The organism is Pseudomonas wenzhouensis (assembly GCF_021029445.1).
Classification (GTDB): domain Bacteria; phylum Pseudomonadota; class Gammaproteobacteria; order Pseudomonadales; family Pseudomonadaceae; genus Aquipseudomonas; species Aquipseudomonas wenzhouensis.
Window position 1 is genome coordinate 2,262,532 of the sequence record NZ_CP072610.1, and the last position, 13,181, is coordinate 2,275,712.

16 protein-coding genes are annotated in these 13,181 nt (G+C 60.3%); 11 read left to right on the forward strand and 5 right to left on the reverse strand.

All coding sequences use genetic code 11. From position 1 onward, the window contains the following. Nucleotides 1-11 precede the first annotated feature (11 nt). From J7655_RS10355 to J7655_RS10365, 3 genes are all read left to right on the forward strand, one after another. Entirely contained in the window at nucleotides 12-617 is a 606-nt protein-coding gene (locus J7655_RS10355) for an arylesterase (protein ID WP_230924378.1), read from the forward strand. A gap of 90 nt (nucleotides 618-707) precedes the next feature. Continuing rightward, nucleotides 708-989: a hypothetical protein gene (locus J7655_RS10360; protein WP_230924379.1), complete on the forward strand. Its 282-nt coding sequence runs from the start codon at nucleotides 708-710 to the stop codon at nucleotides 987-989. A 70-nt stretch (nucleotides 990-1,059) separates the two neighbouring features. Continuing rightward, nucleotides 1,060-2,016, forward strand: coding sequence for a L,D-transpeptidase family protein (locus J7655_RS10365; protein ID WP_230924380.1), 957 nt, complete (start codon nucleotides 1,060-1,062; stop codon nucleotides 2,014-2,016). Between the two features lie 124 nt (nucleotides 2,017-2,140). On the opposite strand, the gene oprI is transcribed toward J7655_RS10365, so the two are convergent. Beyond that, complete coding sequence (gene oprI / locus J7655_RS10370; protein ID WP_003239826.1) at nucleotides 2,141-2,392, reverse strand: outer membrane lipoprotei OprI; 252 nt, start codon at nucleotides 2,390-2,392, stop codon at nucleotides 2,141-2,143. A gap of 258 nt (nucleotides 2,393-2,650) precedes the next feature. Between oprI and J7655_RS10375 the strand changes: the two genes are divergently transcribed. Together J7655_RS10375 and J7655_RS10380 are read left to right on the forward strand one after the other, a co-directional pair. Continuing rightward, nucleotides 2,651-4,024 (forward strand): GntP family permease, encoded by a 1,374-nt coding sequence (locus J7655_RS10375; RefSeq protein WP_230924381.1) that lies wholly within the window; start codon nucleotides 2,651-2,653, stop codon nucleotides 4,022-4,024. A gap of 138 nt (nucleotides 4,025-4,162) precedes the next feature. Then, nucleotides 4,163-4,435 (forward strand): GNAT family N-acetyltransferase, encoded by a 273-nt coding sequence (locus tag J7655_RS10380; RefSeq protein WP_003460019.1) that lies wholly within the window; start codon nucleotides 4,163-4,165, stop codon nucleotides 4,433-4,435. 97 nt (nucleotides 4,436-4,532) lie between these two features. Here the strand turns inward: J7655_RS10380 and J7655_RS10385 are convergent, their stop codons facing one another. Next, a complete protein-coding gene (locus tag J7655_RS10385) occupies nucleotides 4,533-5,609 on the reverse strand; it encodes a 3-deoxy-7-phosphoheptulonate synthase (RefSeq protein WP_039964564.1) in 1,077 nt (358 codons plus the stop codon). Nucleotides 5,610-5,802: 193 nt separating this feature from the next. Continuing rightward, on the reverse strand, nucleotides 5,803-6,216 hold the full coding sequence (locus tag J7655_RS10390; protein ID WP_230924382.1) for a PilZ domain-containing protein: 414 nt from the start codon (nucleotides 6,214-6,216) through the stop codon (nucleotides 5,803-5,805). Between J7655_RS10390 and J7655_RS10395 the strand changes: the two genes are divergently transcribed. From J7655_RS10395 to cysB, 5 genes are all read left to right on the forward strand, one after another. Further along, complete coding sequence (locus J7655_RS10395) at nucleotides 6,215-6,601, forward strand: thioredoxin family protein (protein ID WP_230924383.1); 387 nt, start codon at nucleotides 6,215-6,217, stop codon at nucleotides 6,599-6,601. The genes J7655_RS10390 and J7655_RS10395 overlap by 2 nt on opposite strands. Further along, nucleotides 6,601-7,557 carry a putative 2-dehydropantoate 2-reductase gene (locus J7655_RS10400; RefSeq protein WP_230924384.1) on the forward strand — a complete coding sequence of 319 codons (957 nt, stop codon included), beginning with the start codon at nucleotides 6,601-6,603 and terminating at the stop codon, nucleotides 7,555-7,557. Before J7655_RS10395 ends, J7655_RS10400 begins: the two co-directional genes overlap by 1 nt. 2 nt (nucleotides 7,558-7,559) lie before the next feature. Further along, nucleotides 7,560-8,465, forward strand: coding sequence for a 5'-nucleotidase (locus tag J7655_RS10405; protein ID WP_108233114.1), 906 nt, complete (start codon nucleotides 7,560-7,562; stop codon nucleotides 8,463-8,465). Between the two features lie 119 nt (nucleotides 8,466-8,584). After that, nucleotides 8,585-9,085 carry a universal stress protein gene (locus J7655_RS10410; RefSeq protein WP_230924385.1) on the forward strand — a complete coding sequence of 167 codons (501 nt, stop codon included), beginning with the start codon at nucleotides 8,585-8,587 and terminating at the stop codon, nucleotides 9,083-9,085. A 101-nt stretch (nucleotides 9,086-9,186) separates the two neighbouring features. Further along, nucleotides 9,187-10,161: an HTH-type transcriptional regulator CysB gene (gene cysB, locus J7655_RS10415; protein ID WP_003460027.1), complete on the forward strand. Its 975-nt coding sequence runs from the start codon at nucleotides 9,187-9,189 to the stop codon at nucleotides 10,159-10,161. 60 nt (nucleotides 10,162-10,221) lie between these two features. Here cysB and J7655_RS10420 read toward each other — a convergent pair whose 3' ends face one another. Next, complete coding sequence (locus J7655_RS10420; RefSeq protein WP_230924386.1) at nucleotides 10,222-10,842, reverse strand: phosphoadenosine phosphosulfate reductase domain-containing protein; 621 nt, start codon at nucleotides 10,840-10,842, stop codon at nucleotides 10,222-10,224. A 176-nt stretch (nucleotides 10,843-11,018) separates the two neighbouring features. Between J7655_RS10420 and thrH the strand changes: the two genes are divergently transcribed. Continuing rightward, nucleotides 11,019-11,636 (forward strand): bifunctional phosphoserine phosphatase/homoserine phosphotransferase ThrH, encoded by a 618-nt coding sequence (thrH, locus tag J7655_RS10425; RefSeq protein WP_230924387.1) that lies wholly within the window; start codon nucleotides 11,019-11,021, stop codon nucleotides 11,634-11,636. Nucleotides 11,637-11,675: 39 nt separating this feature from the next. Here the strand turns inward: thrH and pabB are convergent, their stop codons facing one another. Then, a complete protein-coding gene (pabB, locus tag J7655_RS10430; protein WP_230924388.1) occupies nucleotides 11,676-13,037 on the reverse strand; it encodes an aminodeoxychorismate synthase component I in 1,362 nt (453 codons plus the stop codon). Between the last annotated feature and the right edge of the window lie 144 nt (nucleotides 13,038-13,181).

Here is a 13,181-nt window from a genome sequence, read left to right on the forward strand (position 1 = left end):
GGAGATTCCAAATGCGTGCATGGTTGTTCAGTGGTGCCTTGAGCCTGATGCTTTGGGCTCAGGGAGCGGTTGCAGGCACCCTGCTTGTGGTCGGCGATAGTATCAGCGCCGCTTTTGGCCTGGATAGCCGGCAAGGTTGGGTCGCTTTGCTGGAAAAACGCCTGGTGCAAGAGGGGTTCGAGCATCAGGTGGTCAATGCCTCGATCAGTGGCGACACCAGTGCAGGCGGCGCCGCACGGCTGTCTGCGCTACTTGTCGAGCACAAGCCGGAGCTGGTCATCATCGAGCTGGGTGGCAATGACGGGCTGCGTGGACAGCCCCTTGCGCAATTGCAACAGAATCTTGCGTCGATGGTCGAGCAGTCGCAGCAGGCAGGAGCCAAGGTGCTGCTTCTGGGGATGAAGCTGCCACCCAATTATGGCGTGCGTTACACCACGGCTTTCGCCCAGGTTTTCACTGATCTGGCGGAGCAGAAGCAGGTGCCTCTGGTGCCGTTCTTTCTTGAGGGGGTGGGCGGTGTACCGGGCATGATGCAGGCTGACGGCATTCATCCGACCGAGGCAGCGCAGGAAATACTGCTGGATAATGTCTGGCCGACGCTCAAACCCATGCTCTGAGTAGGTTTTGAGTGCAGCACACTGTAACGAGCAAGGCTTTTCCGCCTCGAGCCTTTCGGCTAATGTGGCCGGCCTGTCACGGAGCCCCAGATGCCGCGTCTCGCCTGGTCCCTATACGCCTATCAATTGATCGAGCCGGATGAGCAGCTGGATCTTTTCGCCTGTCGTGAGGTGCGTGTGCATCTGGTGGCTCGCCAGTTGCGTCTGGGCGGCCATACTGATCAGACATTGTGTGGCGGTTTGTTACCGGCCCGGCCACGCTGGCAGGCACTGGAAAAGCCCTGGCTGCGCGATAGTCGACTCTGTCCCGCCTGTTTGGCGACGCTCGAGGCGCAGCGGCAGGGTCTGTGCTCGAACTGGGCGGACGGCTGAGGCCTGCCCGCTGTTATAAACGCGGTGTACAATCGCCGTCATATCTTTCCATTCTCAGGGGACATCCCGGATGTTGTCGCGCTTCTCTGCGGTCAACCGCTGCCTGACGTTGCTCGCACTGTGCTGCAGTGCCACGGTGCAGGCTCTCGAACTGCCATTGCCGCCGCCAGGCGAGGATGTGGTGGGCCAGGTACAGGTGATCAAGGCCAAGTACGAGGATACGTTCGCCGATCTGGGAACGGCCAACGATCTTGGCTACCTGGAAATGGTCGCCGCCAACCCCGGTGTCGATCCCTGGCTGCCGGGTGAGGGAACCGAGATCATCCTGCCGACCCGCTATGTGCTGCCACCTGGCCCGCGCGAAGGTATCGTGATCAACCTGGCCGAGTACCGTCTGTATTACTTCCCGAAAGGGCAGAATGTGGTGCACACCTTTCCGTTGGGTATCGGCCGTGAAGGCTGGGGCTCGCCATTGGGAACCGGGCGTGTGACCGTCAAGACGCCGAACCCGGCCTGGTATCCGCCCAAGTCGATTCGTGAAGAGCACGCTGCCGAGGGCGACATTCTGCCCACCGTGGTGCCGCCTGGCCCGGACAACCCGTTGGGGCCGTACAAGATGACGTTGTCCTTCCCGGGCTACCTGATCCACGGTTCGAACAAGAAGTTCGGTATTGGCATGCGCGTCAGCCATGGCTGCTTCCGCATGCTCAACCATAACGTGCTGGAACTGGCAGGCATGGTGCCGGTGGGAACGCCGGTGCGCATCATCAATGAGCCCTACAAGTTCGGCGTGAGTGGCGACAAGGTCTACCTGGAAGCGCATGCGCCGCTCGACGATGAAGGTGTTCCGTCGGTTGTCGACAAGCACACGGCCGTGATCAACGCCCTGCTCAAGCGCGACGAGCTCAGCGGTCTGCGTCTTGACTGGGACATGGTACGCGAGGTGGTGGCTGCCGAAGACGGTATGCCAGTACCGATTGCCGCGCAGACCGAGCAGGTCGTTGCGAGCAACGATAACCCGTTCTGATTCGATACCGTTGTCTACAACCCGCCTGCATTCGTGTTGGCGGCTTTTTTATTGCCTGGTCAGCGACAGGCAATAAAAAAGCCGCACCAGTTGCCTGGGCGGCTTTCTAAAAACGAGTCGCAAATTACTTGCGGCTTGCTTTTTCCAGCATGCGCAGAGCGCGCTCGTTGGCTTCGTCAGCGGTCTGCTGAGCTTTCTGAGCGGCGGCCAGAGCTTCATCAGCCTTGCGGTAGGCTTCGTCGGCACGGGCTTGAGCGCGGGCAGCTGCGTCTTCGGTAGCAGTCAGACGAGCTTCGGTTTCTTTGGACATGCTGCTGCAACCGGTAGCCAGAACTGCGGCCAGAGCCAGAGCAGAGAATTTCAGAACGTTGTTCATCGTGTTCCCCTTGAGGTGGAGTTTTCCATAAAAAGCAATTTCCCTACTGTGGGAAATTAGCCGGCGTACATACTACCTATTACTTTTAGTAAGTAAACGGAGCCAAGGCAAGAGTTGCAGTTTTTTTTCTGCGCGCAGGGTACCGCCCAAGGGGGTTGGCTAAAAAACACTCAGTTACGCAATCGCAACAGTGCAACGCTTTTACGAGCTGTTATAAATGCCCCAGCTTTGCAACTAAAACAAAAAGAGGGAACGCAGATGCTTGGGAATTTGGGGCTGTTGCTCGGTTTGGCGTTACTTATCTTCATGGCGTTGCGTGGGGTGAATATATTCATCGCGGCATTGCTTTGTTCCATTCTGGTGGCGTTGAGCAATGGTGTAGCGGTAACGGGAGCGTTACTCGAGCATTTTCCTTTTGGTCCGTTGGGCGCCTTTACCTTCGCCGGCAAGTTCTTCGTGCTGTTTCTCTGTGGTGCGATTTTCGGCAAGGTCATGGCTGCCAGCCAGGCCGCCAGCAGTATCGCTCAGGCCATTACCCGTGGGCTGGGCACGCAACGCACGCTCTGGGTGGCAATGCTGGTATGTGCCGTGCTGACCTATGGCGGGGTAGTGGTGTTCGTGGTGATCTTCACCATGTATCCGCTGGGTATCACCCTGATGCGCGAGGCCAATCTGCCCAAGCGGCTATTCTGTGCCGCCACTGCGCTGGGCGCCGGCACTTTCACCATGACGGCGTTGCCTGGCTCACCTTCGATTCATAACGTGATCGCCGCCAGTGCGCTGGGGACTGATCTGTTCGCCGGTGCCTGGATCGGTTTGTTCGCATCACTGGTGATGATCGTTCTGGGGATGGCCTATCTGCAGCGCGAGTGGCGTCTGGCGCGTGAGCGTGGCGAGGGCTTCGAGCCCAATGCTCAGGATGAGCGCATGCAGCAGTTGGCCGGCACGCCCGGTAGCGGTCCGCACTGGGGGATGGCGCTGGTGCCGATCATCGTGGTGCTAGGGATCATTCTGCTGCCGCGCTTGCTCGCCTTATCAGGTATGGCTGCGCCTGGTGAGAGCGCTCTGGGAGGCTTGCTGGCCTTCAGTCAGGCGCAGCCGATTCTCTGGCCCAGCCTTGCCCTGGTGATTGCCACAGGGGTGGCCGTGATGCTGTTCCCGAGCCTGCGCCGTAACACGGTCAGTCTGCTTGGGCAGGGGGCCGATGATGCGATCATGCCGCTGCTCAATACGGCTGCGGTGATCGGTTTTGGCGGTGTGGTGACGCAGACTGCGGGTTTTGCCCAGTTCGCTCAATGGATATTGGCGGTGGATCTGCCGCCGCTGCTGTCGGTGTTCGCTTCGGTCAGTGTGGTTTCCGGGATCGTCGGTTCGTCTTCCGGTGGCCTGCAGATTTTCATGCAGACGCTGGCGCCCAGTTACCTGGAAATGGGCATCGAGCCTGAGGTGTTGCACCGTATCGCCAATATTGCTGCGGGTGGATTGGACTCGCTGCCGCACTGCGGTGCGGTGATCGCCATGCTGATGATCATGGGCTTGACGCACAAGCAGGCCTACAAGGACATCTTCGTCATCACCGTGTTGATTCCAGTGGTTGCCGTATTGCTGTGCATTGCACTTCTGAGCCTCTGAACCTGCGCGGGCAGTCTGTGCCCGCAAGGCCGGGTCTTGAAGGGAATGCGCTGAAATGTAAATTTACGCTTTCGTCGACATGCGGGTATGAGGTAAAAATAGGTGCGCCGCTAACGGTTTGCGGCTTGAGGAGAGAAGATGAGCGAAGGGCTTTCCATCCATCACGACCAAACGAGTCATCAGTTCGTGACGACCGTCGATGGTGATCGCGCCTATCTGGCCTATATGGATCTGGGCAAGCAGACGCTGGATATCTATCGCACCTTCGTCCCCAATACCCTGCGCGGGCGCGGTATTGCCGCCGCGCTCACCGAACATGCCCTGCAGTATGCCGAAGGCAAGGGCTATACGGTGATTCCCTCCTGTTCGTATGTTGAGCGCTACATGGAACGCCGTTCGCGGCACCAGTAGAGTCGGCTCGGCAGGGGTGGGCTGAAGCCCACCCTGCGTTGAGCGCAGATATGAAAACGCCGGGCAATGCCCGGCGTTTGCTTTGCTGCGCTACCGCTTAGCCGCGAGGGCGCTTGGGCAGTACATCCTTGAGCTTGGCGTGCATGCTGCGCAGGCTTTTCTCGGTGGTGTCCCAGTCGATGCAGGCATCGGTGATGGAGACGCCGTACTTGAGGTCGCACAGATTCTTCGGAATCGACTGGTTGCCCCAGCCCAGGTGGCTCTCGACCATCAGGCCAACGATGGAGTTGTTGCCTTCCAGAATCTGGTTGGCCACGTTCTCCAGCACCAGCGGCTGCAGAGCCGGGTCCTTGTTGGAGTTGGCATGGCTGCAGTCGACCATGATATTCGGACGGATGCCGGCTTTGGTCAGTTCCTGCTCACAAATGGCCACACTGACCGAATCATAGTTGGGTTTGCCGTTGCCGCCACGCAGTACCACGTGACCGTAGGCGTTGCCCTTGGTGGTGACAATGGACACGCCGCCTTCCTGGTTGATGCCGAGGAAACGGTGTGGGCTGGAAACCGACTGCAGGGCATTGATCGCCACGGTCAGGCCGCCGTCGGTACCATTCTTGAAGCCGACTGCCGAAGATAGGCCCGATGCCATTTCGCGGTGGGTCTGGGACTCGGTGGTGCGGGCGCCGATGGCAGACCAGCTGATCAGATCCTGCAGGTACTGCGGGGAAATCGGATCGAGCGCTTCGGTGGCGGTGGGCAGGCCCATTTCCGCCAGGTCGCGCAGCAGCTTGCGGCCGATGTGCAGACCGTCCTGGATCTTGAACGAGTCATCCAGATAGGGGTCGTTGATCAGGCCTTTCCAGCCGACCGTGGTGCGCGGCTTCTCGAAGTACACGCGCATGACCAGGAACAGGCTGTCGGATAGCTCGGCAGCCAGCACCTTGAGGCGCTCGGCATACTCATGAGCGGCCTTGATGTCGTGGATGGAGCAAGGGCCGACGACCACGAACAGGCGATGATCCTTGCCGTCGAGGATGTCGCGTACCACCTGACGACCATGGGCGACGGTCTTCAGCGCGGCATCGGTCAGGGGGATTTCGCGTTTGAGCTGATCGGGGGTGATCAGGGTTTCGTTGGAAGCGACGTTAAGGTCGTCGATCGGTAAATCAGCCATCGTGCTATTCATCGGGTCAGGTCGTCAGGTCACGGGTGCCGGCCGCCAGCGATCCCCTATGGCGGTGCACAGCTAGTTGGTGCAGGGGGAGCCGAACCTTAGCGCGTACGCGGCTGCGGGACAATGGGCGTTAAGTTCAATAGGCCCGATAGATGGGCAGTATCGGATGATTGTCTGCCTGTACTACAGTGGCTTAGGCCAGGTCGGGGAAGGTGGCGGCATGCCTGGCGATCCAGTCCTGCGCGCATTTCTCGATGGCGACTGGCTGGCCAGACTCGTGTTCGAGCTGTTGCCGGTAATGCTGGATCTGGCAGACCTGTTCGACCATGCGGGCGCGGAACAGGGTGTCCTCATCGATGAAGGCGATGCCCACCAGATAGTCGCTCTCCTGGCGTCTGCACCAGGCTACCACGCCGGGATAGCGCGCCTGATCGCCCAGCAGCGGGATGCGCAGCTCGATCGAGGTGCCGCGACGAAAGCCCCGTGATGACTTGCATGCGACCCCGCCCAGGCTGATATTGTTCAGCCGTTGCCGGGGGATGCAGGACTGTCTGCGCAACACCAACTCCACCGGCATGTCACTTGGATGACGCAGAAATTTACGCATGAACACCGACCTCGAATGCAGGCAAACTGATATCAGTGACTTCAGTATAGCGACGCAACTGGAACTGACCGATCTGGATGCCGACCGCTGCCTGCTCGATCTTCCCGGCACCTCGCTGGTGGTGTTCACAAGCACGGGCTGTGCCAGCTGTCGCTGGGCACGCCAGGCGTTGCCCGCCATGCCGCTACCGCTCGAGCGCCTGTGCTGGATCGATGCCGGTCATAACGCCGGGCTGGTGGCGCGCTACGAAGTTTTCCACTTGCCAGCGTTGTTTATGGTCAAGGACGGTCATTTCTTTGGCGCACTGTCTGCGCGCCTTACCCATTGCGATCTGTCAACCGCCATGCACGAGGCGTTGCTTCGTCCGGCTGAGGAGCTTCCTTGATGTCCCAATTCCCCGCGCCACGCATCGGTATCATCGGTACCGGCGCCATCGGTGGTTTCTACGGCATGTTGCTGGCTCGTGCCGGCCATGATGTGCATTTTCTGTTGCGCAGCGAGTACAGCGCGGTGGTCGAGCGAGGCCTGCAGTTGAACAGCGCGGTACATGGCGCACTGAATCTGGCACCGGTACAGGCCTACCAGCATGTTGACGCGATGCCTCCGTGCGACTGGTTGCTGGTCGGTGCCAAGACCACGGCCAATGCCGAGCTGGCGCCACTGATTGCCAAGGCTGCAGCGCCAGGCGCCAAGGTGGTGCTGTTGCAGAATGGGCTGGCGGTGGAGGATGAGCTGCGTCCGTTGCTGCGCGACGATCTGCATCTGCTCGGTGGGCTCTGCTACATCTGCGTTCATCGCAGTGCCCCCGGGGTGATCGAGCATCAGGCCTTGGGTGCGATCAACCTGGCCTATCACTCCGGGCCGCTGGATGGCGACGAGGCGCGTTTGGCGTTGGCCGAGGAGGGCGCCAGCCTGCTGCGCAGCACCGGCCTGGATTCGGCGGCAATGCGTGATCTGGCGCAGACGCGCTGGCAGAAGCTGGTGTGGAATATCCCCTATAACGGCCTGTCGGTACTGCTCGATGCCGATACGCGGCGCCTGATGGGCAATGCCGACAGTCGCGCGTTGATCGCCGATATGATGCAGGAAGTGGTGCAGGCCGCGCAGGCGCTCGGTTACAGCATGCCGGAAAGCTACGCAGACAAGCTGCTGGCCGCCACGCAGCGTATGCCCGATTACCTGCCGAGCATGTACCACGACTTCGCCCAGGGGCGGCCGGCCGAGTTGCATGCCATCTACGAGGCGCCTCTGGCGGCTGCGCAAACCTTGGGATTGGTTATGCCCAGGGTGCGTGCGTTGTATCAGGCGTTGCGGTTCATTCAGGCTCGCCAGGAGGCCTAAGCATGGGCAAGGGACTGGGGGACAAGCTGGTGCTGGCGATATCCTCGCGAGCGCTGTTCGATCTGAGTGAAAGTCACCAGATCTATGAAAGCGAAGGCGTGGAAGCCTATCGCCGCTACCAGATCGAGCATGAGGACGAAGTGCTGATGCCGGGCGACGCCTTCCCGCTGGTGGAGAAGCTGCTTGGCTTGAACGCGCGACTCAGTGAGCAGCGCGTCGAGGTCATTCTGGTGTCGCGCAACAGCGCCGATACCGGGCTGCGTGCGTTCAACTCGATCCAGCACTACGGTCTCGGCATTTCCCGCGCCGCCTTCGTTGGCGGCCGTAGCCCTGATCCGTATTTGGCGGCTTTCGGCTGCCATCTGTTTCTGTCTACCCATGCCGATGATGTGCGCAACGCGCTGAAGGCCGGTTTCGGCGCGGCTACCTTGCTGTCAGGTGGCGCCCGTCGGGCCACCAGCAACGAGTTGCGCATCGCCTTCGATGGCGATGCCGTGCTGTTTTCCGACGACTCCGAGCGCGTCTACCAGAGTGGTGGCCTCAACGCGTTTCAGGATCATGAGCGTGAATCCGCTCGACAGGCCCTGCCTGGCGGGCCTTTCAAGCCGTTTCTCGCCGCATTGCATGCGCTGCAGCAGGAATTTCCCGAAGCCGAATGCCCGATTCGCACCGCGCTGGTGACCGCGCGTTCGGCGCCTGCGCACGAGCGAGTGATTCGCACCCTGCGTGAGTGGAACATTCGCCTGGATGAGTCCTTCTTCCTTGGTGGTCTGGACAAGTCGGCCGTTCTCGAAGCCTTCGCCGCCGATGTGTTCTTCGATGACCAGACCGGGCATTGCGAGAGCGCGCGTCAGGTGGTGGCCACAGGTCATGTTCCGCATGGCGTGAGTAACGAGCTGCTGCCCTGACCCCAGGGCACGCAGGCGCCTGCATATAGCCATTCGTCCTAAATAACGCTGCCGATCTTGCATTGCCTGATGCGCTGCTAAGCTCAATAAGGGCCTACGCCAGCAGTCAAGGAGGCCGCGTGATCCGCTCGATACTCTATGCCACCGATCTGGGGCTTTATGCTTCCTATGTGCTGCAGCATGCCCTGGCGCTGAGCCGCAGCTTCAAGGCCGAACTGTACGTGGTGCATGCCGTGGAGCCTATGGGGTTGTTTGCCGAGTCCGTCCTGCAGACCTACCTGGACGAAGGCACCCTTGGCGAGTTACGGCGTAATGGCCTTGGCACTGTCATGAGCAGTATCGAGCAGCGTGTGCTCGAAGGGTTCCGTGACGAGCTGGGGGAAGGCCAGCAGGATCTGCAAATGATTCGAGCCGTGCGCGTACTGCAGGGCGACCCGCCTGCGGTGATTCTCGAGGAGGCCCAGAAACTTGGGGTGGATCTGCTGGTCGTAGGCAGTCACAGCCACGGCACGGATATGACCGTACCGCTGGGGCGTACGTCCGCACGGATCGTGCAGCTATCAGAAGTGCCGGTGTATCTGGTGCCCATGCTGCAGCATCGGGGGCGGGGAGAATTGTAAGTTTAAATAATAAAATGTGCTGATATACAGACTAGACCAATAATATGGTTATATATGGCGTTGGCAGCTCTTGGCCCGCCTTACTGCTCTGAGGGAAATCTATGAAGCTTCAGCAATTGCGCTACATCTGGGAAGTTGCGCACCACGACCTCAATGTATCGGCTACTGCTCAGAGCCTGTACACCTCGCAGCCAGGGATCAGCAAGCAGATTCGCTTGCTCGAGGATGAGCTGGGCGTGGAAGTCTTCGCCCGCAGCGGCAAGCATCTGACCCGCGTAACTCCGGCGGGTGAACGCATCATCACCACGGCCGGTGAGATCCTGCGCAAGGTCGAAAGCATCAAGCAGATCGCTCAGGAATTCTCCAACGAGAAGAAGGGTACGCTGTCCATCGCCACCACGCATACCCAGGCGCGTTACGCCCTGCCTCCGGTGATCAGTGCCTTTATCAAGCAGTACCCGGATGTTGCCTTGCACATGCACCAGGGGACGCCGACGCAGATCGCCGAGATGGCCGCCGATGGCAGTGTCGATTTCGCCATCGCCACCGAAGGCCTTGAGCTGTTCAACGACCTGATCATGATGCCGTGCTACCGCTGGAACCGTTGCGTGGTGGTACCGCAGGGCCATCCCCTGACCAAGCTGCCGAAGCTGACCCTCGAAGCGCTGGCCGAGCATCCCATCGTCACCTACGTGTTCGGTTTCACCGGGCGCTCGAAGCTGGATGAAGCCTTCAGCCATCGCGGCCTGACACCCAAGGTGGTATTCACTGCTGCTGACGCTGATGTGATCAAGACCTACGTGCGCCTGAACCTGGGCGTCGGCATCGTGGCCAAGATGGCGGTCGATGCCAAGCTCGACCCTGATCTGGTGGTGCTCGATGCCGATGACCTGTTCGAGCCCAGTGTGACCAAGATCGGCTTTCGTCGTGGCACCTTCCTGCGTGGCTTCATGTGTGACTTCATCGAGCGCTTCGCCCCGCACCTGACCCGCGACATGCTGGCCAAGGCCGTGCAGTGCCATAACAAGTCCGAGCTCGAAGAGCTGTTTGCAGGTGTCGAGTTGCCCATGCACTGACACCGCAAGTGTCACGAAAAATGGCGCCTATCAAGGCGCCATTTTGGTTTTGTACGCAGCTCAGTGGTTCAGATGCAGGCCGCATTCGCGATTGTCTTCGCCCTTGGTCGGATCGAAGTAATCGAACTCGTTTGGCAGGTCGTGGGCGACCAGGTACTGATACAGGTCCTTGGATGTCCAGTGCAGCAGTGGGGCGACCTTGATCAGACCGTCCGGGTTGATGCTGATCGGTTCCATCTGCGCACGCACGGCGGTATCGGTAGCACGCAGGGCGGTGAACCAGACGCCTGGTGCCATCTCGCGCAGGGCGCGGGTAAAGGGCTCGAGCTTGACCTCTTCGGTGAACGCAGCGTGGCGAGGGTCATCCAGGCTGGGCACCGGGCCGTCGATGGCCTCGCGATGCGCGCGTGAGCGCTTGGGCAGATAGGTGATGAGGTTGAGGCCCAGCTTGCGTGTCACCTCGTCAGCGAAGCGATAGGTCGCCTCGGTGTTGTAGCCGCTGTCCATCCAGACCACCGGAATGTCCGGTTTGACCTGGCTGACCATGTGCAGGATCACCGCTTCGAACGGGCGGAAGTTGGTGGTGCAGATGGCGGGTTTGCCCAGCCCGATGGCCCATTGCACCAGCTTTTCGGGCTGGTTGCCGAGTTCGGTGTTGAGCGCGTCCAGGTCGAGTTCCATGTTGAGGGCTCCAGATCGTATGCGTGAGGCCGCGATGGTAACAAAGGCCGGTTATGCAGCTAAATAACTAAGATGGTTGTTGGTCTTTCTTATGGTTATAAGGAAGGCGTAATTGCGCGAGCAAGGGCCAGCGGCTAGAGTGCCGACTCCTTTTTGGCTCAACCGAGGAGTGGCCTGTGGAAATCGCGTGTCTCGACCTAGAAGGTGTACTGGTCCCGGAAATCTGGATCGCCTTTGCGGAAAAAACCGGTATCGAGTCGCTCAAGGCGACTACCCGCGACATCCCCGATTACGACGTGCTGATGCAGCAGCGCCTGCGCATCCTTGATGAGCACGGCCTGAAGCTCAAGGACATTCAGGATGTGATCGCCACGCTCAAGCCGCTCGACGGCGCCGTGGAGTTCGTCGACTGGCTGCGTGAGCGCTTCCAGGTGGTGATTCTCTCCGACACCTTCTATGAGTTCTCCCAGCCGCTGATGCGTCAGCTCGGCTTTCCAACGTTGCTGTGCCACCGCCTGATCACCGACGAGAATGATCGTGTTGTCAGCTACCAGCTGCGTCAGAAGGATCCCAAGCGTCAGTCGGTGATCGCTTTCAAGAGCCTCTACTACCGCGTGATCGCCGCTGGCGACTCGTATAACGACACCACCATGCTCAGTGAGGCTCATGCCGGCATCCTGTTCCATGCGCCGTACAACGTGATTCGCGAGTTCCCGCAGTTCCCGGCGGTACACAGCTATGAGGATCTCAAGCAGGAGTTTCTCAAGGCGTCGAACCGCAAGTTGAGTCTGTAATCCAGATCCATGAACAACGCCGCGATTTCGCGGCGTTATTCATGGGGTCTGCATCTTGGGCAGGTGTTCCAGCGTCTCCAGCAGCACCTTCACCTTGGTGATCGACTCCTGATATTCGGCCTGCCAGTCGGAGTCGGCGACGATGCCACCGCCGCCCCAGCAACTGATCGTGCCGTTCTTGACCAGCAAGCTGCGAATGGCGATGGAGCTGTCCATTTCGCCGCGCACGTCGAGATACAGCAGGGAGCCGCAGTAGACTCCGCGCCTTGTCGGCTCCAGTTCATCGATGATCTGCATGGCGCGGATCTTCGGTGCGCCGGTGATTGAGCCGCCAGGGAAGCTGCCGGCAATCAGATCCAGGGCGTCCTTGCCGGGAGCCAGCTCGGCGGTCACGCAACTGACCAGATGGTGCACGTTAGGGTAGCTTTCCAGGGCGAAGAGCTGCGGCACCTTGACCGAGCCGATGCGGCAGCTACGGCCGAGATCATTGCGCAGCAGATCGACGATCATCAGGTTTTCGGCGCGGTCCTTGCGGCTGGCCAGCAGATCGTGCGCTTGTGCCTGGTCATCTTCGGTGTCGGCGCCACGACGCCGGGTGCCCTTGATCGGGCGGGTTTCCACCTGGTTGTCGCTGACCTTGAGAAAACGTTCGGGCGACAGGCTGAGAATGGCGTTGCCATTGCCCAGGTTCTGGAAGCCGGCGAAGGGCGTGGGGCAGGCCTGGCGTAGCGCCAGGTAGGCCGCCCAGGGGTCGCCGGCGCAGGGCGCCTGAAAGCGCTGAGCGAAGTTCACCTGATAGCAGTCACCAGCGAGGATATAGTGCTGGATGCGCTCGATTGCCTGGCGATAGGTGCTCTGATCGATATCGGCGCGAAAAGGCTGATGCAGGCGGAATGCTGCCTGGTCATCGCCCGGCTCGGCCTCGAACAGCGCCTGCAGGCGCTGGCGCTCGTTCTGTGGCAGCGCCGGATGAAACATCAGTACGCTGGTTTCGCATTGATGATCGCTGATCAGTGCCCAGGCGTAGAGGCCGAAGCGGGCATCTTCGAGGTGTTGATCATCGATGTTCTGCTCGGCAAACGTCTCCAGGCGCCGCCCGAAGTCGTAGGCGAGATAGCCGATCAGGCCACCGGCAAATGGCAGTGCCTGGTGCGCGGGTATTTCGGCCTGGCCAAGGCCTTGCAGGGCATCGCGCAGGCGATGGAGAAAGTCGTTGCCCGACTCTTCAGGCATGGGTGCCAGCTCAGCCATGGGCCAGGCGCTCATCAGATCATAGCGCCCGCGTTGGGCCAGCGGACGGCCAGCATCGAGCAACACCGCGCCAGGTGCCTGACGGATGCGGCGGAAGTAGTCTCCGGGGTCGGCTCGATAGGGAAGAGGGTGCAGAGAGCAGCTGGGCATGCGTGGCAGTCGAAAGGGACGGAAGCGCGATTGTAGTCTGCCGTCAGCATTCGTCCTAGGGGTTTGCCCTGCGCGGAGGGGCTTCAGACGATGACGCTGTAGCTGAATCGAGCGCAACCTGCCTGAGTGCAGGTTGCGACTGAT